Consider the following 24783-nt stretch of genomic DNA (forward strand, 5'->3'; position numbering starts at 1 on the left):
CCCGGCGGATCGCTCCGCCGGGGCCCTTGCATCGCGGTCGATCGCTTAGTGTGCCGCCAGCGCGGCGAGCAGCAGAAGCGCGACGATATTGGTGATCTTGATCATCGGGTTCACGGCGGGGCCGGCGGTGTCCTTGTAGGGATCGCCCACGGTGTCGCCCGTCACTGCGGCCTTGTGGGCTTCGGAGCCCTTGCCGCCGTGGTGGCCGTCCTCGATGTACTTCTTGGCGTTATCCCATGCGCCGCCGCCCGAGGTCATCGAGAGCGCAACGAACAGGCCGCCGACGATCACGCCCAGCAGCAATGCGCCGAGTGCGGCAAAGCCGTTCTCCACGCCCGCGACGAAGCTGATGACGAAGTACACCACGATCGGTGCCAGCACCGGTAGCAGCGAGGGGACGATCATCTCCTTGATCGCTGCCTTGGTCACCAGATCGACGGTGCGGGCGTAGTCCGGCCTCGTCTCGTACGTCATGATGCCGGGGTTGGATTTGAACTGCTCACGCACGTCCACCACCACGTCGCCCGCCGCGCGGCCCACGGCGGTCATGCCCATGGATCCGAACAGGTAAGGCAGCAGCGCGCCGAGCAACAGGCCGACGATGACGTAAGGGTTCTCAAGGCTGAAATCGACGTCGAGATCGGGGAAGAACTCGCGAAGGTCGGCGGTGTAGGCTGCGAACAGCACCAGCGCCGCAAGCCCGGCCGAGCCGATGGCATAGCCCTTGGTGACGGCCTTGGTGGTGTTGCCCACGGCATCGAGCGCGTCGGTCTTCTCACGCACGCTGTCGTCAAGGCCGGCCATTTCGGCAATGCCGCCGGCATTGTCGGTCACGGGGCCATAAGCATCGAGCGCGACGACCATGCCTGCAAGTGCCAGCATGGCGGTGGCGGCATAGGCAATGCCCAGCAGGCCCGCGAGCTGGTAGGCGATGATGATACCGGTGATGATCACCAGCGTCGGCAGCGCAGTCGCCTCAAGGCTGACGGCAAGGCCCTGGATCACATTGGTGCCGTGGCCGGTTTCGGAGGCCTTGGCGATCGAGCGGACCGGGCGGTAGCCGGTGCCGGTGTAGTATTCGGTGATCCAGATGATGAGCCCGGTGATGACAAGCCCGACCAGTGCGCAATGGAACAGCGCGCGGCCATCGAAGCCGGTCATGCCGATTTCGGCCGAGATGTCGCCCAGCGCATAGTTGATCGCCCACCAGATCGCCGGCACCGAGAGTACCGCCGTGACCAGGAAGCCTTTGTACATGGCGCCCATGATGTTCTGCGATTTGCCGAGGCGGACGAAATAGGTGCCGATGATCGAGGTAACGATGCAGACGCCGCCGATCAGCAGCGGCAGCGCCATCAGGCCCGAAAAGTTGTCGACACCCTTCATCAGCAGCGCGGTGAGTACCATGGTGGCGCCCACGGTGACGACGTAAGTCTCGAACAAGTCGGCGGCCATGCCGGCGCAGTCGCCCACATTGTCACCCACGTTGTCGGCAATGACGGCGGGGTTGCGTGGGTCGTCCTCGGGAATGCCGGCTTCCACCTTGCCGACGAGGTCGGCCCCGACGTCGGCCGCCTTGGTGAAGATGCCGCCGCCAAGGCGCGCGAAGATGGAGATCAGGGAAGCGCCGAAGGCAAGGGCGGTCAGCGCCTGCACCACGGTACGGTCCTCACCGCCGACGGTGTGGCCGCCGGGGCCGGTCAGGTACCAGTAGAACACCGCGATCGCGAGCAGGGCGAGCCCCGCAACGAGCATGCCGGTGATGGCACCCGCGCGGAAGGCCAGCGTCAGGCCCGGTTGCAGGCCGGTCTGCGCGGCGGCGGCAGTGCGCACGTTCGATCGGACGGAGATGTTCATGCCGATGAACCCGGCGACCCCCGAAAGGATCGCGCCGATCACGAAGCCGATGGCCGAGATGTGGCCCAGGGTCAGCGAGATGATGATGGCGACCACGATGCCGACGACGGCGATGGTCGAATACTGCCGCTTGAGGTAGGCCTGTGCGCCTTCCTGGATGGCGGCGGCGATCTCCTGCATCTTTTCGGAACCGGCCGGAGCACCGAGTACCTGTCTGCTGGTTATGAGGCCGTAAAGTAAGGCCACAAATCCCAGGACAATCGCGATCGTGACTGGATTCACAAAACGCCCCCTTTTTCCCAATGCGGACATGCGCAATTTGCGACGGGTTTTCCCGTTCGTGACGTAAAGGGCTATAGATAAGGAGGATTAGTGGCAAGCGACTTCGTTTGAAGGCGACTTTACTGCCGCAAAACGCGTTCGGATGACGTGGGGCGTGAATGATCGCCGGTTGTCGAGAAATGAAAAGTAGGGGGCCAAGATAGCCTCCCACACTCCGCTCAGGCTGAGCCTGTCGAGGCATGGAGACCTCGCGCTACGTCTCGGGGGCTTCGACAAGCTCAGCCTGAGCGGGAGGAGGGACAGGTGCGGAGAGGGCGGACGGGGTGCAGCCACCACCCCGCTCGTCCTGAGCTTGTCGAAGGATGGAGGCTTCGTGTGCCACGCCTCGGGAGGCTTCGGCAGGCTCAGCCTGAGCGGGAGGAGGGGCAGGTGCGGAGAGGGCGGACGGGGTGCAGCCACCACCCCGCTCATCCTGAGCTTGTCGAAGGATGGCAGCCTCGCGCCACGCTTCATTCGCGTGGCCTAGTGTTGGTAGCCGAGCCTGTCCGGCAACGAAATCGGCGTGCCCTTCCATTCAAGGACTATGCCGCTCCCCGGGGTCACCGTCCCGATAGCGTGGATCTCGGTTTCCAGCCCCTTTGCCGCCGCGCGCAGATAAGCGGTGTGTACCGGCGGCGCGGTAAACAACAGTACATAGTCGTCACCTGCCGTCATCGCCGCAATGCGCTGGTCGAGATCGTCGCCGGCAACGGCGCGATAGGCGGCCGAGAGCGGCACTTCGGCAATGTCGAAATGAACGGCGACGCCGCTTGCCTCGCTCATCCGGCGCGCGTCGATCAGCAGCCCGTCGGACACGTCCATCATCGCGCTGGTCAGCGGTGCGAGCGCGACGCCGAGTGCCGGTTCGGGCATGGGGCGGCGGTAGCGGTCGATCAGCCAGGCATGATCGGGGCTGACATCCTTCACCGGGTCGGACAGCAGTGCCAGGCCAAGGCCGGAATCGCCCAGCGTTCCGCTGCACCAGACGATGTCGCCCGGCTGCGCGCCGCTGCGCGTGGGCACTGCCACATCCTCCAGCCCGCGTCCGATCGCGGTAAGCGAGAAGCTGCGGGCGGATCCGCGCGGCATGCGTACCGTATCGCCGCCCAACAGCGGCAGCGCGAAGTGGCGGCAGGCATTGTCCATCCCGCGCAGGAAAGCGCGGTCCCACTCGTCTTCTCCGAGGGCGTGTGATTTCAGGCAGCCGAGCGGCTCCGCGCCCTTGGCGGCAAGGTCCGAGGCATTCACCGCCACCAGCTTCCAGGCGATGCTTTCCGGCGGATCGTCGTGCAGGAAGTGGATGCCCTCGACCAGCGTGTCCATGGTCAGGACCAGCTTTTCGCCGCCGATTTCCAGCACCGCCGCATCGTCGGCAAGTCCGCGCGCGGCCGGGCTCACGGCAATGGCGCGCAGGGCTTCGATGAAGGCAAATTCGCGGGTCATGATATAACAATGGGCCCGAGAGGGCCCATTGTCGAGATCACGAGTGCACGGTCATGCTGCGCACAAATGTCAGCGTACAGCCTTCGCGACAGCGTCGAGTACGCCGTTGACGAACTTCGCCTCGCGCTCATCGAAGAAGGCGTGGGCGACGTCGAGATACTCGCCGATCGCCGCGCCGGTCGGCACGTCCGCGCGGGCCAGCAGTTCGTAGGTGCCGGCGCGCAGGATCTGCAACATGGTCTTGTCGAGACGGGCGAGCGACCAGCCTTCGGCCAGCTTGCCGGACAGCAGTTCGTCGATCTCGTCGCGACGGGCGATCACGCCCTTCACAACATCGTCGAAGAAAGCGACTTCGGCAGTGGCGTACTGGTCCTCGTCGATTTCCGCGCCAAGGCGATGGCGGTGGAATTCGTCGAGCAGGATGGCCTGCTGCGTGCCTTCCATCTCGAACTGATAGAGAGCCTGAACGGCGGCGAGGCGCGCTGCGGAGCGGGCCTGCTTCGAATTGGGCTTGGAATTGCTCATTGGGAAAGTCTCACGGAAATGGAGCGCGCGTGCGCGGGAAGCCCTTCGGCATCGGCAAGGGCAACGGCGGCAGGGCCAATGGCCTCAAGCGCCGCCTGATCGAGCTGGATGAAGCTGGTGCGCTTCATGAAATCGAGGACCGACAGGCCCGAGGCGAACCGCGCGCGGCGCCCGGTGGGCAGCACGTGGTTGGGGCCGGCGACGTAATCGCCCACCGCTTCGGGGGTCATGCGGCCAAGGAACACCGATCCGGCGTGGCGGATCCGGCGGAACAGGCTTTCGGGATCGTCGGTGGCGATCTCGACGTGTTCGGCAGCCAGCGCATCGGCCAGCGCCGGGGCCTCGTCGAAGCTCTCGACGACGACGATCACGCCGTAGTCGTTCCACGACTGGCGCGCGGTTGCCTGCGTGGCGAGGGCGGAAAGTTCCAGTTCCACCGCTTCGGCGACAGCGTCCGCGAAGGCGGCATCGTCGGTGATGAGGATCGACTGAGAGGTGGGATCGTGCTCGGCCTGGCTCAGCAGGTCGGCGGCGATGCGGCGCGGTTCGTTCTTCGCATCGGCGATGACGAGGATTTCGCTCGGGCCGGCCACCATGTCGATGCCGACCACGCCGTAGAGTTGGCGCTTGGCTTCGGCCACCCAGGCATTGCCGGGGCCGGTGATCACATCAACAGGCGCGATCCTGTCGGTGCCATAGGCCAGCGCGCCCACGGCATGGGCACCGCCCACGCGCCAGACTTCGTCCACGCCGGCAAGGTGCGCGGCGGCGAGGACGAGCGCGTTGACTTCGCCCTTCGGCGTCGGCGTGACGACGACGAGACGCTCGACACCCGCGACTTTGGCGGGAATCGCGTTCATCAGCATCGAGGAGGGGTAAGCGGCCCGGCCGCCCGGAACATAGAGTCCGGCGGCATCGACTGCGCGCCACACAGCGCCAAGGCGGACGCCGGCCTCGTCGGTGTAGTCGCGGTCCTCGGGAAGCTGCGCGGCGTGATAGGCGCGGATCCGCGCGGCGGCGAGTTCGAGCGCGGCGCGAAGTTCCGGGGTGAGGGCATCGAAGGCGGCGCGGCAGGTCTCGGCGTCGATCCGCCAGCCGCTTTCATCGAGGTCGTGGCCGTCGAACCGGGCGGTGTATTCGGCTAGCGCCGCATCGCCACGTGCGCGCACGGCAGCCAGAATGTCGGCCACGTCACGTGCAACGTCGACGGCGCTCTCGCGGCGGTCGGCAACCACTTGCCGGAATGCCTCGGCGAATCCGGCGTCCTTGCTGGAAAGTCGCAGCATCAGGCGGCCGCTTTCGTTTCGGCAACCAGCGCACGGAACGCATCGACCAGCGCCGCGACGCGATCATCGGTCTTGAGCGCCGCGCGGTTGACGATGAGCCGCGCCGAGATGTCGAGAATGCGGCTCGTCTCGACGAGGCCATTTTCCTTGAGCGTGCGGCCGGTCGAAACGAGGTCGACGATGCGGCTGGAGAGGCCCAGTGAAGGCGCCAGTTCCATCGCGCCGTTGAGCTTCACGACTTCGGCCTGCACGCCCAGCTTTTCGAAATAGCGGCGCGTGAGGTTCGGATACTTGCTGGCGATGCGCAAGTGCGAGGGCAGCGGGCCGCCGATTTCGCCCTCGGGCTCGGCAACCGACAGGCGGCAGTGGCCGATATTGAGGTCAACCGGAGCGTAGAGGTCGGGATAGGCGAATTCCTCCACCACGTCGGAGCCGACGATGCCGACTTGCGCGGCACCATGCGCGACGAAGGTTGCCACGTCGAAAGCGCGGACGCGGATCAGGCGCATCTCGCTGTTCTCGCACGCGAATGACAGCGCGCGAGACTTCTTGTCGTGGAACTCCGCTTCGGGCACCACACCGGCGCGTGCCATCAGCGGCAGCGCCTCGTCGAGGATTCGCCCTTTGGGCACGGCAAAGGTCAAGGTTGTCGGCATGGTGCGCGCATTTAGGCGGCAAGTGGCGAAAGGGCAACATGGCACAGGACCAGAAAGAGTTCAGCGAAGGTTTTGGCGGCAATGTGGCCGAGGCTTTCGCCAATCAGGTGGAATATTGCCGCAAAAACGGCGCCCCGATCACCGCGCGCATCGTCGCTGGGCTGGCTGCCGTGCTGGGCGACGCGGATGCGGGGCCGTTCCTGACGCGAATCCGCGATTGGCAGGGCATGCCGCTGGCGGATGCCGTGCCCTTGCGCGCAGCCGGGGGGATCCATGCTTTGCACCAGTCCGGCCGTGAGCCTGCGCTGGCGCCGATTTATGCGGGCGATCCTGCGGACGACGCTGCGATTCTGCGCGATGTGGTTCGCCGTCACGATGCCGAACTGATGCCCTGGCTGGACGGGCCGCCGCAGACCAATGAGGCGGGCCGTTCGTCCAACTTCGTTGCCGCGATGCTCTGGCTGGCCGCGAAGGGCCTGCCTGCCCGCTTCGAATGTCTGGAAGTCGGCGCGAGCGCGGGCATCAACCTCATGCTGGACCGCTATCGTTACGATCTGGGCGGTGTCACCGTCGGGCCGGAGCGGGCGGTCATGCAATTCGCGCCCGAATGGCGCGGTGCGCCGCCGCCGTCGGAGCCGATCTCGTTCGCGTCGCTGAGGGGGGGCGATGTCGCGCCGGTCGACCTTGCCGATCCGGCGCAGGCGCAGCGGCTGCGCGCCTATATTTGGCCCGAGCACACGGAGCGCTTCGCCAGACTCGATGCTGCCATCGCCGCGGCGAGCGAGCATGCACCCGAACTGGTGAAGATGAATGCAGCGGATTTCGTCGAGCGGCAACTCGCCATGCCGCAGGCGGCGGGCACGACGCGCGTGCTGATGCACTCGATCGTCATGCAGTACGTTCCCGAGGATCAGCGCGTGAGGATTGCGCAGGCCATGGAAGCGGCCGGGGCTGCGGCGAGTGCGGACAAGCCGCTTGCATGGATTTCGGTCGAGGGATACCGGACCAAGCTCGGGCATGCACTGACAGTGCGCTATTGGCCCGGCGGCGAGGAATGGCACTTGCTGGCGCGTGCTCACGCGCACGGGGCATGGATCGAGTGGCTGGGTTAGGGGCCACTGAGGCGTGCAGCTTCGCCGGCGCCCGTCATTTGGCCGAAGTCTGCCCTTCGGCCCTAGTTTGCCATTCGCCTGAAGTCTGGCACTTCACTTGATGCCTAGCACTTCGTCGTCCCCGCGAAGGCGGGGACCCCGCTTTTCTTGAGAGCGCAGAAGTAAGGCAGCGGGGCCCCCGCCTTCGCGGGGGCGACGAGATTGGCTTCCTGAAGAACTTGCTTTGGCTGCCTTATTCCCCCGGCGCGCGGGCCTTGATCGCCACCGCATGAACGCGTTCGCCGGGAATGTCGCCCAGCGCGGCATTGACCAGGCGCTGGCGCTGCAAGCGGGAGACGCCCTCGAAACGGGGGCTTTCGATTTCGATGGTGAAATGCGATTCGCCGCTGCCATCATCGCCAGAATGGCCGCGATGGGTGGCGGAATCGTTGATCACTGCAAGGTGGCTGGGGGCGAAAGCTGCTTCGAGCAGCTGACGCATTTCCTGTTCGATCGGTCCGGTCATGGCTTCCATTTAGGCGCTCAATCCCCCATCTGGAAGCCGGTGAGACATACGAGATTTCATGGCAGGGTCGAATCCGGCAGCCGCGAGTGCGGTTGGCCGGGTTGCGAAGAGACGGGCGAGTTCCGCGCACCGGGCGGTCGCCCCTCTGGTTTTGACGGGCCGGGCGACTATCGCTGGTTCTGTCTAGATCACGTGCGCCAGTTCAATGCGGGCTACGACTATTTCGACGGCATGGATTCGGAGCAGATCCTCCGGGCGCAGTCTCCGCTCCATGGCTGGGAGACGCAGACGCGGGCTTTCCGCCCGGATGCGGGTGTGGACGGAGCGCCGCGCTGGGCCGATTTCGCCGACCCGCTCGAAGCGATCAGCGCGCGGGCAAGGGCACATGTGCGCCGTCGTCAGGCCGATATGAAGCCGGAGAATGCGCGCTTCACGCCGAATGAACGGCGCGCTCTGGAAGTACTGGGGCTCGATGGCGACATCGACCGGAAAACGCTGCGGCTGCGCTACACGCGGCTGCTGCGCCAATATCACCCGGACCATAATGGTGGCGATCATGGCCACGCCACGCGCCTTCAGGACGTGGTCGAAGCCTACCAATTGCTTCGCAAGGCCGCCGCTTTCGCCTGAGAATCAGCGGCCGCGCAGGATTCGCCAGCGCGCCGCCCCGTTCTCGCCGTAGATGCGCACGACATCCTTGCCGGAATAGAACTGCTCGAACCGCTCAGCGCTTTCGGGCAGGACAACCCAGGGTTGCTTGCTCTCGGTGAAAACATGCACGTCGGGCGGGCAGATGTCGGGATCGTCGAGCGTGCCCACTCGGATGAAATCAGCCTTGTCACCCGCGCCGCCGTAGTGGCTCCAGACTGGCACCTTGCAGTTGGGGCAGCGCAGGATCGCTTGCCCCTTGCCGCTCAGCGAGGGCGTGTCGATGCGCTCCGGCGCACTTTCGCCGATCAGTTCTACCCGGTCAGCCTCGATCACGGCATTGAGCGCAAAGGCGCTGCCGCTCTCGCGTTGGCACCAGCGGCAATGGCAGCAATGGACAACGATCGGATCGTCCAGCAGGCGGTAACGGACCTGCCCGCAAGTGCAGCCCCCTTCAGCCCCTGCGCTCAAGCGGCTTTGCCTTCGCAGATCTCCGCGAGTTGCCGGGCGCAGGCCGACCAACCGTCCACGAAGCCCATCTCGTCATGCTTCTTCATGGTCTCCGCGTTCCAATGGCGGGCCCGCGCGGTGTAGCGGGTGCCGTTGCCTTCGGGTTCGATTTCCCAGATGCCGATCATGAACGGACCAGACGGCTGGAACTCGCCCGATTCCGTCAATGTAATGGCATCGGTCGTCACGAAACGTCGGCCTTCGTCGAATGCGAGGTAGATGCCGTTCTGCGGCGCAGTTTCGCCGTCAGGACCGTACATGGTCATCCGACAGACGCCGCCCGGACGCTTGTCCTGCTCGTCGACTTCGACACGCCAGGGGCGGGGGCACCACCATTCTTCCTGACGGTTGGCGAGGACATCCCAGACCTTGTCGGTCGGGGCGTCGATATAGAGGGTAATCGAAAGCTCGTTGTCCGTTTCGCTCACGGGCAATCTCTCCAGAAGAGTGTCAGTCGCGGTCGGGTGCGCCGAGCGGGAAGTAGGAACGGAACGGCCGGGCATCATCCACGCAGCGCGCGACTGGCGGCAGAGAGAGCAGATGTGCGCGCCATTGCCGAAGACGAGGCAGCGATTCGGGGATGGGATGCACCCAGTCGGCATAGAACAGCGACGGGGCTGCCGCGCACTCGATCAGGGTTACATGGTCCATCTGCGGATAGAATCGCAGCCAGCCTTCAAGCCAGGCATAAGTGCGTTCCAGCCGCGTGCGGGCTTCGGCGCAGCGCGCCATATCGGGATCGTCCGGTGCGCGTATATGCTCGTCCACGACGATCTGCATGATATTCATCACGTAGTTGTCGAAGACCCGGTCGAGCATGCGGATCGCCGTTGCCGCATCAGGATCTTCGGGCAGCAGCGTGCCCGGCGCAATGTGGTGACGGTCCAGATATTCGAGGATCGAGGTCGTTTCGAACAGCAGGTTTTCGCCATCGCGCAGCACCGGGAATTTGCCTTGCGGGCCCGCGGTCTGGACCACTTCCGCATTGTCCGGATGCTCAGGGTCAACCACCCTGAAGGTGAAAGGCACGTCGTAAGCATAAAGCGCGATCAGAACCTTCCACGTGTAGGACGAGAAAGGATGACCGAAGAGTTCGAGGACGGGTTCGGAATTCACGCGGAAGCTCCGGAAAATGCCGCTTCAATCGCAGCGATATCGATTTTGCGCATCGTCATCATGGCCTCCATCGCGCGCTTGGCAGCGGCACGGTCAGGATCGGTGAGGGCGTCCGACAAGGCCTTCGGCGTGATCTGCCAGGACAGCCCCCACTTGTCCTTGCACCAGCCGCACATGCTTTCAGCGCCGCCATTATCGACGATGGCGTTCCAGTAGCGGTCGGTCTCTTCCTGCGTCAGCGTCTCGACCTGGAACGAGAATGCCTCGCTGTGCGGGAAGCTGGGGCCGCCGTTGAGGCCGATGCACTCGATCCCCATGACCGAGAATTCCACCGTGATGACGTCGCCCGTCTTGCCATCGGGATAATCGGTGGGCGATCGGGTCACTTCGGTGACGTGCGTGTCAGGAAAGACGCTGGCGTAGAACGTCGCGGCGTCCTCGGCCGTACCGTCGTACCAGAGGCAGACGCGGTTCTTGGTGCGGGCGGTCATTTCTTCATCTCCGCAATCAGCGTGTTGTCGACAGCCTTGGCGGCCTTGTAGCCGTCGCGGGCCTGAAGCCGCTCTGCATAAGCGACGAAGGCCGGACGCGGCGGCATGGTGCCGAAGGTCAGGCCCCAGTCCACCGCGCTGCCGACATAGACATCCGCCATGGTGAAGCGCGCGCCGCAAACCCAGTCGCGCCCTTCGAGATGCTTTTCCAGCGCATTCATCGTGCGGTCGAAGCTGCCCCAGCCGGCCATCATCTCCTGCTCAGGCGCGGGCTCGCTCTTGAAATGGCGCGACGTGATCGCCTGTTCGACCGGGCCGGCCGCAAAGAACGTCCAGCGGTAATAGTCCGCCATCTCGCCGTCGTTGGGCAGCAGCCCCGCTTCGGGATGCATCTCGGCAAGGTAGAGGCAGATCGCGGCGGCTTCTGTCACCACCCGATCCCCGCCTTCGGCATGGTGGACGATGGTGGGGACTTTGCCCATCGGGTTGATGTCCAGAAAGCCTGCCGGCTTTTCCTTCCAATCGATGATGACCTGATCGTAATTGGCGCCGGCTTCGTGGAGGGCCCAGCGAGCGATCTGACCGCGCGACATGGGGTTGGTGTAGAAGGTGTAGTCAGCCATTCCCGGTGCTCCTCGCAATCCGCGTCCGAGTTGGAACAATCATGGAACAAACGCCGATCGTCAAGCGCCGATCGGCGCGTTCACCGATGCGCGTGCGGATCAGTCGCCCTTGGGGGCGACAAGGCCGAAACCGGCGCCTTGCGGGTCCACTGCAACGACGATCCAGTCCCCGCCGGGAACCTCGTGCGGGCCCATCAGGACCTTCCCGCCGTTGTTTTCGATTGCCGATTTCGCCGCGGCGATGGACGGCACGCCGAAGTAGAACAGCCAGATCGCCGGCTGCTGGTCGCTCTGGCGCTGCATGATCGCGCCGAGTGTCTGCCCATGGTGGCCGATGAAGCAGTAATCGCCCATATCGCCCATCGGCATCTTGTCATTGAATTCGAAGCCGAAATGCTTGCCGTAGAACGCCATCGAGGCGGCCTGGTCGGGGCTGGCGAGTTCGTTCCAGCGCACGTGCTGGTTCTCCGTGACGGAGAAGACATCGCTGGTGGAATCGGTCTGGCCCGCGGGTGGCACCGGCTTCATCAGATAGATCGGCACGCCCTGCGGATCGGCGACCATGGCGATGCGGCCGACAGGCAGATCGAAGGCGGGCAATTGTTCGCGGCCGCCCTCGGCGACGATGGCGTGGACCTTGGCGTCCACGTCCTCGACATTGAGATAGGGCAGCCAGCAGGGGCGGGCGCCACCCATCGCCATGTCCTGGGTGATCTGCATCGCGCCGCCGGCCATGCCGCCATCGTCCCGCTGGATCATGCGGTAGTCCATGCCGCCCGCACCGGGATCGGAATGGGCCGAGAACGTCCAGCCGACCACCGCCTTGTAGAAGGCTGCGGCGCCATCGACGTCGCTGGTGAGAAGTTCATACCAGATGAAGCTGCCAACAGGATTGGCCATGGTCATTCTCCCACTTGGACGACAGGTTGGAAACCGCCGAAGACCATCCGCGCGCCATCGAAGGGCGGGGGATTATGCGCGGGGTCAAAGCGCGGGTCGTTTTTCATCAGTTCCATCAGCAGGCCCATCTGCCGGTCGCGGGTTTCCTTGTCCGGCCATTCGATCCAGCTGAAACAGACCGTCTCGTCCTCCTTGGCGTCGACCGCGCGGTAAAAGTCGGTCTGCTTGCCGTGGGGCACGTCGTCGCCCCAGCATTCCCAGACTCGAAGCGCGCCGTATTCGATGAAGTAGTCGTCGAATTCGCGCGCGTGGGCGATGAACTTGTCCTTGTTGGCAAGCGATACGGGGATCAGGAAACCGTCGACGTAGGCCATGGCTCACTCTCCTGCGGGGGCGGAATAGGCGTCCAGTTGTTCGGTCAGGGCTTGGATGAAGGCGGGGCGGGCCTCGGCGCGGGCCTTGTAGGCGGCAAGCGCGGGAAAGCCTTCGAGGATCGCGGTATGGTCAATGCAGCGCAGCACGGTGACCATGACGATGTCCGCGATGGAGAAGGGGCCCGCCAGCCATTCGCGATCGCGCACGGCCTTCTGGGTCACTGCGAGCCTGCGTTCGGCCAGTTGGACGACGCCGGGACGGGCTTCGGCCACCCAGGCCTCGCCGGCGTGGAAGAGGTCGAGCGCGGTCACTTGCGTCACGAACGGCTCGACGCTGTTGACCGCCGCAAAAAGCCAGGTGATCGCCTGCCAGCGCGTGGCGGGATCGGTGGGGAGCAGGCGTTCGTCCTGTTCGCCAAGGTAAAGCAGGATCGCGCCGCTTTCGAACATGCGCGTTTCGCCATCTTCGAAGGCAGGAACCTGCCCGAAGGGCTGCCACTCGCGGTACTGGTCGGTACGCGGGGCCATCGCGTCGAAAAGTTCCATCCGATAATCGCGCCCGATCTCTTCGAGCGCCCAGCGGATGCGCAGATCGCGCACCTGCCCACGCACCGGTGGGGGCACGTTGTTGAAACCGCTGATCACCGTTGCTGCGTTGTCGCAAACAGGCATCTGCTCTCTCCCGATGATGTTCATAGCATAGGTCGGTCCGCAATCGGACCCGCGAAGTGTTCGTCCAAGGTTGCCCTTGCGGCGAATCGTTCTTGCAGAAAGCTGATCCTATGAGTTACAAAAAGCAACTATGAAGTTACTAAATGAAACTGGTATGACGACGAAGCGAGCAAAGCGGATGGAGAAGGAGGCATGCGCTTCGGGCTCGCAGGCTGCCGCGCGCCACGGCCGCTGGTATGAAGACGCCTGCGGCGGTTCGCTGGCGCTCGAATTGATCGGTGAGCGCTGGTCGCTGCTGATCGTGCGCGAGATGCTGCTCGGTCCGCGTCGCTTCAACGAATTGCGCGCGGCGCTGCCCACGTTGAGCGCCAAAGTGCTGACCGAGCGACTGGTCTCGCTGGAGGCATCGGGAATCGTTCGCCGCACCAAGCTGGCACTGCCCGCCTCGGTGCAGGTCTATGGCCTGACGGAGTGGGGACACGGGCTGGAGCCGGTCCTGCTCGAACTGGTGCGCTGGGGGCTGCGCTCGCCGGGGCACGATCCGGCTTTAGCGTTTACGCCGGTTTCGCTGATGCTTTCGCTGCGGGCGCTGATCGACCGGGCGCGCGCTGGCGATCTTTCGCTACTGGCGGCTTTCGAGATCGGTGGCCAGAAATTCGCTGCCCGCGTGCAAGACGGAGAACTGATCGTCCATCCCGCCGGAGACGCGATGACGGCGCCCGAACTGTGCTTCTGCGCGGATAGCGCCTCCGATTTTCTCCCGGTCTTCTACGGCAAGCGCACGGTGGAGGAGGCGGGCGGAAAGCTGGCGATCGAAGGCGATCCGGCACTGGCCGCGCAGTTTATCGACCTCTTCGCATTGCCGCCCAAGTTCCGGTCCTGAAGCGGAATAGTTCGCCGGCGCGTATCATTCCTCCGTCAAAGGCTGTTGCGGTGCAGCGCCCGCTTGTCTACCCGATAGGCACGATGACTGAGTCCGAGACCATGAAGCCCGAGAACCGCGACGCCACCGTCCTTGCCGCGCCCGACATCGAAGTCGACGTCCGTGAGACCTTCGGGATCGATATCGACATGAAGGTGCCTGCCTTCTCCGTCGCCGACGAACGTGTGCCCGACATCGACGAGACCTATGTCTTCGATCCGGACACCACGCTCGCGATCCTTGCGGGCTTTGCCTACAATCGCCGTGTGATGGTGCAGGGCTATCACGGCACCGGCAAGTCGACGCATATCGAGCAGGTGGCCGCGCGTCTGAAGTGGCCGTGCATCCGCATCAACCTCGACGCGCATATCAGCCGTATAGACCTGATCGGCCGCGACGCCATCGTCCTGCGTGACGGTCTTCAGGTTACCGAGTTCCGCGAAGGCCTGCTGCCCTGGGCGCTCCAGCACCCGGTCGCGCTGGTGTTCGACGAATACGACGCCGGCCGTCCGGACGTGATGTTCGTGATCCAGCGCATTCTGGAAACCGAGGGCAAGCTGACGTTGCTCGACCAGAACCGCGTGATCCGCCCCGATCGCAACTTCCGCCTGTTCGCCACGGCCAACACGGTGGGCCTTGGCGATACTTCGGGTCTCTATCACGGCACCCAGCAGATCAACCAGGGCCAGATGGACCGCTGGAATCTGGTGGTCGGCCTCAACTATCTGCCCGAGCCGGTCGAGACCGACATCGTCTCCAAGAAGGTGCCGCAGATCGATGCCAAGACCATCGCGCAGATGGTCAAGGTTGCCGACTTCTCGCGCCAGGGCTTCATGAACGGCGATATCTCGACCGTGATGAGCCCGCGTACGGTCATCACGTGGGCGCAGAACACGGCGATCTTCAACGACGTCGGCTTCGCGTTCCGCCTCTCGTTCCTCAACAAGTGCGACGAGACCGAGCGCGTCATGGTGGCCGAATACTACCAGCGCGTGTTCGGCACGGAGCTGCCCGAAAGCATTGTCTCCAAGGCCTGAGTTGGCCGCGACGGGATCGGAAAGGGAGGCTCCGGCCTCCCTTTTTTGTGCCTGTGGAGAGGTGTTGAGGAGATTGGATCACGCGGAGGCGCGGAGATGTCGCTCCGAACCGCATTCTCGCTTCGTCATCCGACACTGCGGCAACCGCAGCCTTGGAGCGGGGAACCGGCTTCTCCCGAAACGCTATTCCTCCGCCCGACCGCCTCACACCCCGCTCATCCTGAGCTTGTCGAAGGATGGGAGCAACAGCGCCACGCCGCGGGGGCTTCGACAAGCTCAGCCTGAGCGGGATCGAAACGATGGTCGGAATGAGCGAAAGGCAGTGACGTCCGCTCTTGAAGTATGGCGGTGCCAGGCCGAATGACTGTATTGAGGCTAGCGAACGCGCTTGAATGGACGCAAAATGCTTTTGATCGCGCTTTCAGGGGGTTCTGTGCAGATTCGCTTGATTGTGTCGGCAGTAGCAGCGTTGTTGCTGTTCGGATGCCTCAATCAGGCGAGGGCAAATTCGCCCCTTCCTGCATACAGCCTTGATAGATGTATGCCTCAAGTCTCCGGCTGGATGCCGCAAGGCAGCCAATCTGGCGAGCTCATGTGGTCCAACGCCGTCGAAGTCGGCTCTGATCGGTTAATGTGGAACGGCAATCACGTCAGTAATCAGGAGTTGATGCAGTTACTCGAACAAGCTTCCCACAATCGCTTCGGCGGTATGGTTCTAATACTTGCGCCTACGCTGGCATGTGATCAGGTTAACCAGCTGCGCAGTATGATAACCGAGAAAATGAAATGCGGCCCAGAACGCGTCTGTGTTGAGTATTCAACAATGGAATGGCAAGCGACCTTGCCTCCACCGCTTCCTTCTGGCCGCAGCTAAGTCGGTGTAACCGGAACAGCGTGTCGCCTAGGCATGTCACCATGTCCGGCATGCAGAATCAGTCCTCGAGGTAAGTCGCTTTCACGAAATAGAGCCCATCCGGCGGGGAATTGAGGCCCAGCGCCTGCCGGTTGCGCGCCGCCAGCGCTTCGGCGACCTTCTGCTCATCCCAGCGGCCCATGCCCACCAGCGCAAGGCAGCCGACCATCGAGCGCACCTGATGGTGCAGGAAACTGCGCGCCTCGGCCTCGATCAGCACCATCTCGCCCTCGCGCCGCACGTCGAGCCGGTCGAGCGTCTTCACCGGGCTTTGCGACTGGCAGTGCGCCGAGCGGAACGTCGTGAAATCATGAAGGCCCACCAGGATCTGCGCCGCGCGGTGCATGGCGGCTTCGTCCAGCGGCTTGGGTACCTGCCAGGCCTTGCCGCGCTCCAGCGTCAGAGGCGCGCGGCGGTTGGCGATGCGGTAGATGTACGACCGGCCGATGCACGAAAAACGGGCGTGCCATGCGTCCGGCACGATCTCGCAGGCGACAACCGCAATCGGATGGGGACGCAGCCGCGCATTCATCCCCTCCATGAAGTGGAACGGCGTGAACGGCTTATCGATGTCGATATGCGCTTTCATGCCCAGCGCATGGACGCCCGCATCGGTGCGGCCGGCAGCGTGCATGCTGGTGCTCTGGCCGGTGAGCGCAAAGGCTGCTTCCTCGACGCTTTGCTGCACAGAAGGGCCATGCGCCTGGCGTTGAAGGCCCATGTACGGGGCGCCGTCGAATTCGAGAGTGAGGGCAAAGCGGGTCATCGCGCCGCCGATACAGGACTGCGGGCCCGCTGCAAACGGCTTGGCGTGCACGGAGAAGGGGCGCATTCTCTGCGCGACGCTTAAGGGGAGAGTGCAAAATGGCCGATGCGCCGCCACGTTTCGAGATATTCCGGGGCAGCAATGCACCCACGCTGGACGAATGCGGCTGCATGACCATGGCGGGCGAGGTGCCAAACATGATGGCCGCGCTTCCGCTTTTCGCCGAAGCTGGCGCGGAAACCGGTGAACTGGTCGATGTCCCTTATCGCCGCCCGGGCATGAGCCTCGCCCGGCTTTTGCTCAAGAGCGGATTTGCACTCCCGCTGCACAGCCACGATTGCGACTGCCTCTATTACATCGTCGCGGGCAGCGTGGAGCTTGGCACCGAGACGCTGGTCGCTGGGGACGGGTTTTTCGTCGGCAGCGAAGTTCCCTACGCTTATGTCGCGGGGCCGGAGGGCGCCGAAGTCCTCGAATTCCGCTCGACCGACGCTTTCGACATCCGCATTCGCGACAAGTCGCCGGAAGGCTGGGCGAAAAGCGCAGGCCTCGTACGCGAGGCGCAGGCCCGCTGGGCGGACGAGGCGCCGCCAGTCCGCCGCTTACCTGAACGCACGTAACGAATCAGCCGAGGCGCGTGCCCGCGGGAATCGGGCGGCCGCGCAGCAGGTCGGCCGTCGTCATGGCGGGTTTGCCCGCGCGCTGGATGCGGGTGACGCGGACGGCCCCTTCGCCGCAGGCCACGGTGAGTGCGTCGTCGAGCGTCGTGCCCGGTTCTCCGTTGCCCTCGACAACATCGGCCGCGAGTACTTTGTACCGTTCGCCATCGAGTTCGAAGAAGGCGCCTGGCGCAGGCATGAAAGCGCGCACCTGCCGCTCGACCTGCTCGGCCGGGTGTGTGAAGTCGAGTCGCGCCTCGGCCTTGTCGATCTTCTTCGCGTAAGTCACGCCGTCCTCGGGCTGGGTAACGGCGCGGTGGACCGCAAGGTCGCGCAAGGTCCCGATCATGAGCTGCGCGCCTTTATCCGCCAGTTCGGCGGTCAGTTCGCCGGCGGTCTTGCGGTCGATCGTCGTGCGCAGGGTGGCCAGCATCGGCCCGGTGTCGAGTCCGGCCTCCATCTGCATGATCGTGACGCCGGTGGTCGGATCGCCCGCCAGAATCGCGCGCTGGATCGGCGCCGCACCGCGCCAGCGCGGCAGGATCGAGGCATGGATATTGAGGCAACCAAGGCGCGGCGCGTCGAGCACCGCCTGCGGCAGGATCAGGCCATAGGCTGCAACGATCGCAATATCGGCTTCGAGCGCCGCGAATTTCGCCTGCTCTTCCGCATTGCGCAGCGAAACCGGATGGCGAACCTCTATCCCGCGCACCTCGGCTTCTTTGTGAACGGGGGAGGGCGTCAGTTCCTTGCCCCGGCGGCCACCGGGGCGGGGCGGCTGGCTGTAAACCGCGACGACATCGTGCCCGGCCTCGACCAGTGCGACGAGTGCGGGCACCGCGAAATCGGGCGTTCCCATAAAGACGATGCGCATGGTGTGGGGAAATCTCCGAAACACTTCCTCTGAAGCTGCGGAGGCCCTATCTCCGGCGCCATGGCATCGCAAGAGATCGAGACGCTTACCGCGGCCCTGTCGCGCCTCCCCGGCCTTGGCCCGCGTTCCGCCCGCCGTGCGGTACTCTGGCTCATCAAGCGGCGGGAAACCTCGCTCGTGCAACTGGTCGATGCACTGGGAGCCGTGCGGGAAGCGTTGGTCGAGTGCCAGACCTGCGGCAATATCGATACGACCAATCCCTGCGGCATCTGCGCCGATTCGCGCCGCGATGCCTGCTCGCTCTGCGTGGTGGAGGAAGTGGCGGACCTTTGGGCGCTCGACCGCGCGCGACTCTTCAACGGCCGTTACCATGTCCTCGGCGGCCGACTTTCGGCGCTCGACGGCGTGCGGCCGGAGGACCTGACGATCGACCGCCTGCTCCGCCGCGTGGAAGAAGGCGGCATCGACGAAGTGGTGCTGGCGATGAACGCCACGCTCGAAGGACAGACCACGGCGCACTACATTGCCGAGCGCCTGGAAGGGCTTGCGGTGCGGATCACGCAGCTTGCCCATGGCCTGCCGGTGGGCGGTGAACTCGACTATCTGGACGAGGGCACGCTGGCCCAGGCGATCCGCGCGCGGCGACCGGTCAGCTGACCGATCACTGTCATCGAAGCGTCCATCTTGCGAAAAACGGCCATCGCGCTTATTTGGCGGGCATGGCTATCCGTGAAATCCTCGAAGTTCCCGATCCGCGTCTCAAGCAGGTTTCGGTCCCCGTCGAAAAGTTCGACGACGAGCTCAAGACGCTCGTCGAGGACATGTTCGAAACCATGTATGACGCGCCGGGCATCGGCCTTGCCGCCATTCAGGTGGGCGTGCCGCTGCGCGTTCTGGTGATCGATCTCCAGCCTGACGACGAGGATGCGGAACCTGAAGTGTGCTCCTCGCACGGCGGGCATCACCACACGCACCAGCCGACGAAGAAGGAACCCCGGATCTTCATCAATCCGGAGATTCTCGACCCTTCGGAAGAGCACACGGTCTATCAGGAAGGCTGCCTTTCGGTGCCCGAGATCTTCGCCGATGTCGAACGCCCGTCGCGCATCCGCGCGCGTTGGCATGACCTCGACGGCAATGTTCATGAGGAAGACATGGATGGCCTGATGGCCACTTGCCTCCAGCATGAGATGGACCATCTCGAAGGCATTCTCTTCATCGATCACCTCTCGCGCCTGAAGCGCCAGATGGCGCTCAAGAAGCTCGACAAGATGCGCAAGGCCGCCTGATTTCGCGATTTGGGGAAAAGCCGGCCTGAGGGCTGGCGTTCCCTGAATGTTCCGGTTATGCTGCCGGGATGGAAATCGCTGTCGTCGCCATTCTCGCGCTTGTTGTCGGTCTTGGAGCCGGCTGGTTCCTCGGATCGCGGCCTGTGGCCGAATGGCGAACCCGGCACGAAACGCGCGACCGCGAGGCGCGCGAGTTGGATGAGCGTTTCCGCGCCGCGATTCGCGACCTCGCTTCGGCGAGTGAACGCGCCATCCGCGCCGACGATCTTGCCGAAGCGCTCGAACGCAGCCGCGTGGACCATGCCGAGGCGATGGATATTGCCCGGCGTGGCCACGGCGAAACGATCGAACGGCTGCGCGGTGAGCATGGAACCGTGCTGGAGCGCACACGCACCGATCTCACGCAGATTCTGGAACGCACGCGCAGCGAACATGCGTCGCTTGTCGACGCCCTGCGCCGCGAACAGCGCGAACTGGCCTCCGAACTCGCCACCCTGCGCGAAAAATCCGCCAATTTCGACGAGCAGAAGCGTCTGCTGATCGAAGCGCAGGAAGCGCTTCGCAAGGAATTCGAGAATGCCGGGGCCAAGGTTCTGGCGGGCGCGCAGGAGGCCTTCCTGACCCGCGCCGGTGCGCGTTTCGAGGAAAGTGAAAAGGCCAATGCCGAGCGCATTGCCACTTTGCTCGCACCCGTCGGCGCGCGTTTGAAGAGCTACGAGGAGCAGGTTACCGCGCTGGAGGCCAAGCGCGTCGATGCCTTCGGCCAGCTTACCGGCCAGATCGAGGCGCTTCGGGTCGGGCAGGAGCAAGTGCGGGCAGAGGCCGTGCGGCTCGGCAATTCGCTGCGCAATGCGCCTAAGGCGCGCGGACGCTGGGGCGAGCAGCAGCTCAAGAACGTGCTCGAACAGTGCGGGCTGACCGAACATACCGATTTCGTCACCGAGCATTCGATCGATACCGATGAGGGACGTCTGCGTCCCGACGCCATCGTGCGCATTCCCGGCAACAAGCAACTGGTGATCGACGCCAAGGTCTCGCTCAATGCCTATCAGGATGCTTTCGAGGCGGATGACGAGACGGCGCGGCTTGCCTTCCTCGACGCTCATGCCGCCTCGATGCGCAACCATATCCAGACACTGGGCACCAAGAGCTATCAGAGCCAGTTCGAGAACGCGCCGGACTATGTGCTGATGTTCGTGCCGGGCGAGCACTTCATTGCCGCTGCGCTCGATCACGATTCGAGCCTGTGGGACTATGCCTTCGAGCGCCGCGTGCTGCTGGCGAGCCCCACCAATCTCGTTGCCATCTGCCGCACCATCGCGCAGGTCTGGCAACAGGAAGGGCTGGCCAAGGAAGCGCGCGAGATCGGCAAGCTCGGCAGCGATCTCTATGACAGCATTGCCAAGACGCAGGACGATCTGTCGAAGGTCGGCGTGCATCTCGGCCGCGCGGTCAACAGCTTCAACGATTTCGCGCGGACTTATGAGGGCAATGTGATGAGCCGCGCGCGCCGCCTGACCGAAAAGCACATCAAGATCGGCAAGCGCGAGATTTCGGACGATGTGCCGATGGTCGAAGCCGCGCCGCGCTTTTCCGAATCCGGCGCGGTTATCGCGGACTTCTCGAACGAGTCGGAAGAAGAGAGCGCCGAAGCGGCCGAATAAGCCTTAACTGCCAGTGCCGGGGAGCTTGTCATTCCCGGCTACGCTGGTTTCCCGTTGCAGCTCGGCAGTGTGGCCGCTTGATTGCAGGACCATGCGGTTGCGATCGACGGTAAAATGCGGCGTGGCAACGAGCAGAGCGCCGATCGCCTTTTCCTGATCCCATGCTGGTGTCGGACAGCTCATTTCGGTCAGCGCGAGCGGTCCGGCAACCAGCCGGTCGTCATCGACTCGCCACGGGCCGTCCATCTGATTGCAGCCGACACGCACGCCGATCTTTCGACCTTCGAACGTGATGCGGGCGCCATCCGTCTGCGGGTGCTGGCCATCGATCAGCGTGAAGCGCCAGCTGCTGCGAGAAAGCTGCGAGTCGCCTCCGCCGCCCGAGCATGCAGCGAGTGAGGCGGCGTAGAAGACCGGCAGAAGGGCGTGACGAACCATCGTCGACGCTCCTGCCACAACCGACCTGAGGCTGTGATGAACACGGCCTTTCGGAAAGGCGGCGGGGCGCATGTATTGGTGTAGATCGCTAATGAGGCTGGAGCTTAAGGCACCGGCCTCATTACCTTGTTCCGAACGCTCTCAGGACAAACCGGCGCTTACTTGCCCGGGCGCAGATGCGCCAAGGCTTCGTAGGCGAGCACGGCGCCGGCGACGGCGGCATTGAGGCTGTCGGCGCGGCCCAGCATGGGGATGGTCACGCGAAGGTCGCAGGCCTCCTCATAGGTCTGCGGCAGGCCTTGCGATTCGTTGCCGACCATCAGGAAACAGGGTGCGGCGTAAGGTGCCTCGCGGTAATCGGTGGGATCGCGCAGCGATGCGGCGACAAGCTGGCCCCCGTTTCCGCCATCGCCATTGCGCAGCCAGGGCAGGAATTCGTCCCAGCGCGCGATGGCGATCTTCTGCGTGAAGATCGCGCCCATGCTGGCGCGCACCGCTTCCACCGAGAAGGGATCGGCGCAGTCGTCGATCAGGATCAGGCCGCCAGCGCCCACGGCGTCGCCGGTGCGCAGCATGGTGCCAAGGTTACCCGGATCGCGCAGTGCCTGCGCCACCAGCCAGATCGGCGCAGCGGCGCGGTCGAGATTGGCAAGGCGCGTATCGAATTCGGCAAAGACGCCGGCCACGGCCTGCGGATTGTCCTTGCCGGTGACTTTGGCAAGGATCTCTTCGTCCATCTCGACGATCTCGCCGCCGGCGGCGGCCACGGCCTCTTCCAGGGCGTCAAGCAGAGGGTGCGGTTCGCGCCCGATGGCCATGACGAGCATCTCGGGCAGCACGCCGCATTCGCGCGCATCCGTGAGCAGGCGCAGGCCTTCAGCCAGGAAACGCTCTTCCCGCTTGCGATGCTTCTTCTCGCGCAAGGAGCGCAGGAATTTGACCAGCGGGTTCGAAAAACCGGTAATAGTGCGGCGCTCGGCCAACGGACTGCCCTTATTCTTCGCCGAATCCATCGCGGACCAAGCCTGCCAGCACCGACAGCGCGTCAGGTGCGCCATCGCCCACGCAGGAAATCTCGATCGTGTCGCCCTTGGCGGCGCCGAGCATCATCAGCCCGAGGATCGAATTGCCCGCGGCCTCGATCCCGTCCTTGCCAACCTTGACCAGCACGGTGGCCGGCAATTCGGCCACGTGGTTTACGAACTTGGCACTGGCCCGGGCGTGCAGCCCCCGCTGGTTCACGATCAGGACCGTCTCACGACAATCATTCATGCGGCGTCTTGCCCCAGGTATTCGCTTGCGATGGTGATGTAATTGCGGCCTGCGTCGCGCGCGGCCGCGGCGGCTTCGCGCACCGACATGCATTCGCGCGCCTTGGCGAGGCGGATCAGCATCGGCAGGTTGATGCCGGCGATCACTTCGACGCGCCCGGCCTCCATCAGCGAGATCGCCAGATTGGAGGGGGTTCCGCCGAACAGGTCGGTAAGGATGATGACGCCCTGGCCGCTGTCGACCGCGACGATTGCCTCGGCAATCTCGCTACGGCGACGCTCCATATCGTCATTGGGACCGATGCAGACAGTCGCCACCGCCGACTGATCGCCGACGACGTGCTCCATCGCGTGTACGAACTCCTCGGCGAGATTGCCGTGGGTAACCAGGATCATGCCGATCATGCTGGAAACGGGCTCCGAACTTTTTCTTGCTTGGGCGACCAGATTGTTTGTTCATTTTTCACGCCGCTGACCTCCTTCCAGAAGATCGGCTGCTCGCGAGCCCAGGTTGCGGTGCAGCAATGTGGGCGAAAATCCCGCTTCGCGCAAGGCCGCAGCCATGCGCTCGGCTGTGAATACCGACCTGTGCCGCCCCCCCGTACACCCGAATGCGACGTGGACATAGGCCTTTCCCTGTGAGCGGTAACGGGGAAGGAGCAGAAGGAGAAGATCGCGGATTCGCTCGAAAGCTTCGTCGAAGGCCGGATCCCGCCGGATATAGTCGCCCACCGGCGCATCCAGTCCGGTCATCGGCCGCAGTATGGGATCCCAGTGGGGATTTTCCACGAAGCGCATATCGAAGACCAGATCGGCCAGCGGTGGCATTCCACGCGAAAAACCGAAGCTGGAGATGGTCAGCGTGAGATCGTCAGGCCGTTCGGCCGAGAAACGCTCGCGAATCACGCGCTGGAGGTCGTTCGAGGTGAATTCGGTGGTTTCCACCAGCAGATCGGCCCAGCGCCGCAGCGGTGCAAGCAACTCACGCTCGGCACGGATGCCGGTATCGACCGGGGCATCGGCGGCCAATGCGTGGCGGCGACGGGTCTCGTTGAAGCGGCGTTCCAGCTCCTTGCTCGAACAGTCGAGGAACAGGGTATTGAGTTCGATATCGCCGCGCTCGCTGAGCGTCCGGACTTGTCCGATCACGCGTTCGGGATCGAAACCGCGCGTGCGGCAATCGAAGCCGATCGCCAGCGGCGGGCGCGGCGACTGGTCGGCCACCGGCGCGCTTTCGATCAGGCGTTCGAGCAGGCGCACCGGGAAGTTGTCGATGATTTCCCAGCCCAGATCCTCAAGGACGCGCAGCACGGTCGTCTTGCCGGCGCCAAGCATGCCGGTGACCAGCAGCACGCGCTGACGGTCCGGGATGGCTTGGGCCTCTGACAGATATTCGCTTTCCGGGGAATCGGGGGTCATGAGGGCCTGTTTGCGCCGGGCGGACCGGAAAGGGAAGAGGGAGGGTAGTGCTGTCAGCAAACCCTGTTGCCAAAGTGGGACAGTGCCAGTTCCGCCTTGAGCGCGAGCGGGCCCGCGTGCGGCCAGAGGCGCACCAGCGGGATGGCGATTCCCGCAATTTCAATAGTATCGGCCGCTTCGATGAAACGCGGCGCCTGCGGGTCGAGCACGATGACGAGCGCAACCGTTGCCTCCTCCGCGCAAGGGAAGGGCAGGATGCCAAGGTTGCGCACTTCGACGAGCCCGCGCGTATTGGGATGGGGATGGGCCAGAAGACGGTTGCCGGACACTTCGAGCAGGACGGCGTCGTCCCCCACCAGCACCGCGCCCCGGTCGATGAGTTCCAGGGCGAGGCTTGACTTGCCCGTTCCGGAATCGCCCTCGATCAGCATCGCGCGGCCGTCGATGGCGACGCTGGTGGCCTGACGCACGAGAGGCGGTGTTCCCGTCATG

At 64.3% G+C, this 24783-nt stretch carries 31 protein-coding genes; 9 read left to right on the forward strand and 22 right to left on the reverse strand.

Annotated elements, in window-relative coordinates; translation table 11 throughout:
- Nucleotides 1–45: 45 nt before the first annotated feature.
- The 5 genes from AC1VVM_RS10815 to hisG all read right to left on the reverse strand — a co-directional run bounded on the left by AC1VVM_RS10815 (nt 46) and on the right by hisG (nt 6088).
- Entirely contained in the window at nt 46–2139 is a 2094-nt protein-coding gene (locus tag AC1VVM_RS10815) for a sodium-translocating pyrophosphatase (protein WP_132385136.1), read from the reverse strand.
- A gap of 522 nt (nt 2140–2661) precedes the next feature.
- Nucleotides 2662–3621, reverse strand: a complete 960-nt coding sequence (gene thiL / locus AC1VVM_RS10820) for a thiamine-phosphate kinase (RefSeq protein ID WP_482955048.1) — start codon at nt 3619–3621, stop codon at nt 2662–2664.
- Between the two features lie 69 nt (nt 3622–3690).
- Complete coding sequence (gene nusB / locus AC1VVM_RS10825; protein ID WP_482903944.1) at nt 3691–4146, reverse strand: transcription antitermination factor NusB; 456 nt, start codon at nt 4144–4146, stop codon at nt 3691–3693.
- On the reverse strand, nt 4143–5432 hold the full coding sequence (gene hisD / locus AC1VVM_RS10830; RefSeq protein WP_482955049.1) for a histidinol dehydrogenase: 1290 nt from the start codon (nt 5430–5432) through the stop codon (nt 4143–4145). The genes nusB and hisD overlap by 4 nt, the downstream gene beginning before the upstream one ends.
- Nucleotides 5432–6088, reverse strand: coding sequence for an ATP phosphoribosyltransferase (gene hisG, locus AC1VVM_RS10835; protein ID WP_132385140.1), 657 nt, complete (start codon nt 6086–6088; stop codon nt 5432–5434). Before hisG ends, hisD begins: the two co-directional genes overlap by 1 nt.
- 38 nt (nt 6089–6126) lie before the next feature.
- Here hisG and AC1VVM_RS10840 point away from each other — a divergent pair, with 38 nt between their 5' ends.
- Nucleotides 6127–7200: a DUF2332 domain-containing protein gene (locus AC1VVM_RS10840; protein ID WP_482955050.1), complete on the forward strand. Its 1074-nt coding sequence runs from the start codon at nt 6127–6129 to the stop codon at nt 7198–7200.
- Nucleotides 7201–7432: 232 nt separating this feature from the next.
- Here the strand turns inward: AC1VVM_RS10840 and AC1VVM_RS10845 are convergent, their stop codons facing one another.
- On the reverse strand, nt 7433–7705 hold the full coding sequence (locus tag AC1VVM_RS10845) for a BolA family protein (protein WP_207904602.1): 273 nt from the start codon (nt 7703–7705) through the stop codon (nt 7433–7435).
- Nucleotides 7706–7744: 39 nt separating this feature from the next.
- Between AC1VVM_RS10845 and AC1VVM_RS10850 the strand changes: the two genes are divergently transcribed.
- Nucleotides 7745–8335 carry a J domain-containing protein gene (locus AC1VVM_RS10850; protein WP_482955051.1) on the forward strand — a complete coding sequence of 197 codons (591 nt, stop codon included), beginning with the start codon at nt 7745–7747 and terminating at the stop codon, nt 8333–8335.
- Between the two features lie 3 nt (nt 8336–8338).
- On the opposite strand, the gene AC1VVM_RS10855 is transcribed toward AC1VVM_RS10850, so the two are convergent.
- The 8 genes from AC1VVM_RS10855 to AC1VVM_RS10890 all read right to left on the reverse strand — a co-directional run bounded on the left by AC1VVM_RS10855 (nt 8339) and on the right by AC1VVM_RS10890 (nt 13039).
- Nucleotides 8339–8824, reverse strand: coding sequence for a GFA family protein (locus AC1VVM_RS10855; RefSeq protein WP_482955052.1), 486 nt, complete (start codon nt 8822–8824; stop codon nt 8339–8341).
- Nucleotides 8821–9291 carry an SRPBCC domain-containing protein gene (locus AC1VVM_RS10860; RefSeq protein WP_482955053.1) on the reverse strand — a complete coding sequence of 157 codons (471 nt, stop codon included), beginning with the start codon at nt 9289–9291 and terminating at the stop codon, nt 8821–8823. The genes AC1VVM_RS10855 and AC1VVM_RS10860 overlap by 4 nt, the downstream gene beginning before the upstream one ends.
- Before the next feature lie 22 nt (nt 9292–9313).
- Nucleotides 9314–9979 (reverse strand): glutathione S-transferase family protein, encoded by a 666-nt coding sequence (locus AC1VVM_RS10865; RefSeq protein WP_482955054.1) that lies wholly within the window; start codon nt 9977–9979, stop codon nt 9314–9316.
- The gene (locus AC1VVM_RS10870) at nt 9976–10470 is read right to left on the reverse strand and encodes a VOC family protein (protein WP_132385147.1); all 495 of its coding nucleotides are present in this window, start codon (nt 10468–10470) and stop codon (nt 9976–9978) included. Before AC1VVM_RS10870 ends, AC1VVM_RS10865 begins: the two co-directional genes overlap by 4 nt.
- Nucleotides 10467–11093: a glutathione S-transferase family protein gene (locus AC1VVM_RS10875; protein ID WP_482903951.1), complete on the reverse strand. Its 627-nt coding sequence runs from the start codon at nt 11091–11093 to the stop codon at nt 10467–10469. Before AC1VVM_RS10875 ends, AC1VVM_RS10870 begins: the two co-directional genes overlap by 4 nt.
- 99 nt (nt 11094–11192) lie before the next feature.
- Nucleotides 11193–11993, reverse strand: coding sequence for a VOC family protein (locus AC1VVM_RS10880; RefSeq protein WP_482955055.1), 801 nt, complete (start codon nt 11991–11993; stop codon nt 11193–11195).
- 2 nt (nt 11994–11995) lie between these two features.
- The gene (locus AC1VVM_RS10885; protein ID WP_482955056.1) at nt 11996–12367 is read right to left on the reverse strand and encodes a DUF1428 domain-containing protein; all 372 of its coding nucleotides are present in this window, start codon (nt 12365–12367) and stop codon (nt 11996–11998) included.
- A gap of 3 nt (nt 12368–12370) precedes the next feature.
- A complete protein-coding gene (locus AC1VVM_RS10890; RefSeq protein WP_482955057.1) occupies nt 12371–13039 on the reverse strand; it encodes a glutathione S-transferase family protein in 669 nt (222 codons plus the stop codon).
- A 154-nt stretch (nt 13040–13193) separates the two neighbouring features.
- Here AC1VVM_RS10890 and AC1VVM_RS10895 point away from each other — a divergent pair, with 154 nt between their 5' ends.
- The 3 genes from AC1VVM_RS10895 (at nt 13194) to AC1VVM_RS10905 (ending at nt 15872) form a co-directional block, all read left to right on the forward strand.
- A complete protein-coding gene (locus tag AC1VVM_RS10895; RefSeq protein ID WP_482955058.1) occupies nt 13194–13922 on the forward strand; it encodes a winged helix-turn-helix transcriptional regulator in 729 nt (242 codons plus the stop codon).
- Nucleotides 13923–14005: 83 nt separating this feature from the next.
- Complete coding sequence (gene cobS / locus AC1VVM_RS10900) at nt 14006–14998, forward strand: cobaltochelatase subunit CobS (RefSeq protein ID WP_482955059.1); 993 nt, start codon at nt 14006–14008, stop codon at nt 14996–14998.
- Between the two features lie 388 nt (nt 14999–15386).
- Entirely contained in the window at nt 15387–15872 is a 486-nt protein-coding gene (locus AC1VVM_RS10905; protein WP_482955060.1) for a hypothetical protein, read from the forward strand.
- Between the two features lie 58 nt (nt 15873–15930).
- On the opposite strand, the gene truA is transcribed toward AC1VVM_RS10905, so the two are convergent.
- Nucleotides 15931–16677, reverse strand: a complete 747-nt coding sequence (gene truA, locus AC1VVM_RS10910; protein WP_482956342.1) for a tRNA pseudouridine(38-40) synthase TruA — start codon at nt 16675–16677, stop codon at nt 15931–15933.
- A 98-nt stretch (nt 16678–16775) separates the two neighbouring features.
- On the opposite strand from truA, the gene AC1VVM_RS10915 reads away from it, so the two are divergent.
- Nucleotides 16776–17297 (forward strand): cupin domain-containing protein, encoded by a 522-nt coding sequence (locus AC1VVM_RS10915; RefSeq protein WP_482903955.1) that lies wholly within the window; start codon nt 16776–16778, stop codon nt 17295–17297.
- A gap of 4 nt (nt 17298–17301) precedes the next feature.
- Here the strand turns inward: AC1VVM_RS10915 and fmt are convergent, their stop codons facing one another.
- The gene (gene fmt / locus AC1VVM_RS10920; protein WP_482903956.1) at nt 17302–18210 is read right to left on the reverse strand and encodes a methionyl-tRNA formyltransferase; all 909 of its coding nucleotides are present in this window, start codon (nt 18208–18210) and stop codon (nt 17302–17304) included.
- Between the two features lie 60 nt (nt 18211–18270).
- On the opposite strand from fmt, the gene recR reads away from it, so the two are divergent.
- The 3 genes from recR to AC1VVM_RS10935 all read left to right on the forward strand — a co-directional run bounded on the left by recR (nt 18271) and on the right by AC1VVM_RS10935 (nt 21163).
- Nucleotides 18271–18867 carry a recombination mediator RecR gene (recR, locus tag AC1VVM_RS10925; RefSeq protein WP_482903957.1) on the forward strand — a complete coding sequence of 199 codons (597 nt, stop codon included), beginning with the start codon at nt 18271–18273 and terminating at the stop codon, nt 18865–18867.
- 62 nt (nt 18868–18929) lie between these two features.
- The gene (gene def, locus AC1VVM_RS10930) at nt 18930–19499 is read left to right on the forward strand and encodes a peptide deformylase (protein ID WP_132385157.1); all 570 of its coding nucleotides are present in this window, start codon (nt 18930–18932) and stop codon (nt 19497–19499) included.
- A gap of 68 nt (nt 19500–19567) precedes the next feature.
- Nucleotides 19568–21163, forward strand: coding sequence for a DNA recombination protein RmuC (locus AC1VVM_RS10935; protein ID WP_482903958.1), 1596 nt, complete (start codon nt 19568–19570; stop codon nt 21161–21163).
- Nucleotides 21164–21166: 3 nt separating this feature from the next.
- Here the strand turns inward: AC1VVM_RS10935 and AC1VVM_RS10940 are convergent, their stop codons facing one another.
- The 6 genes from AC1VVM_RS10940 to AC1VVM_RS10965 form a co-directional block, all read right to left on the reverse strand.
- Nucleotides 21167–21601 (reverse strand): META domain-containing protein, encoded by a 435-nt coding sequence (locus AC1VVM_RS10940; RefSeq protein ID WP_482903959.1) that lies wholly within the window; start codon nt 21599–21601, stop codon nt 21167–21169.
- Between the two features lie 158 nt (nt 21602–21759).
- Nucleotides 21760–22584 (reverse strand): TrmH family RNA methyltransferase, encoded by an 825-nt coding sequence (locus AC1VVM_RS10945; protein WP_482955061.1) that lies wholly within the window; start codon nt 22582–22584, stop codon nt 21760–21762.
- 10 nt (nt 22585–22594) lie between these two features.
- Nucleotides 22595–22873 (reverse strand): HPr family phosphocarrier protein, encoded by a 279-nt coding sequence (locus AC1VVM_RS10950; RefSeq protein ID WP_132385161.1) that lies wholly within the window; start codon nt 22871–22873, stop codon nt 22595–22597.
- The gene (locus tag AC1VVM_RS10955) at nt 22870–23277 is read right to left on the reverse strand and encodes a PTS sugar transporter subunit IIA (RefSeq protein ID WP_132385162.1); all 408 of its coding nucleotides are present in this window, start codon (nt 23275–23277) and stop codon (nt 22870–22872) included. Before AC1VVM_RS10955 ends, AC1VVM_RS10950 begins: the two co-directional genes overlap by 4 nt.
- Before the next feature lie 51 nt (nt 23278–23328).
- Entirely contained in the window at nt 23329–24291 is a 963-nt protein-coding gene (rapZ, locus tag AC1VVM_RS10960; RefSeq protein WP_482903961.1) for an RNase adapter RapZ, read from the reverse strand.
- Between the two features lie 53 nt (nt 24292–24344).
- Entirely contained in the window at nt 24345–24782 is a 438-nt protein-coding gene (locus AC1VVM_RS10965) for an HPr kinase/phosphorylase (RefSeq protein WP_482903962.1), read from the reverse strand.
- Between the last annotated feature and the right edge of the window lies 1 nt (nt 24783).

It is taken from the genome of Novosphingobium sp. BL-S-33 (genome assembly GCF_056857025.1).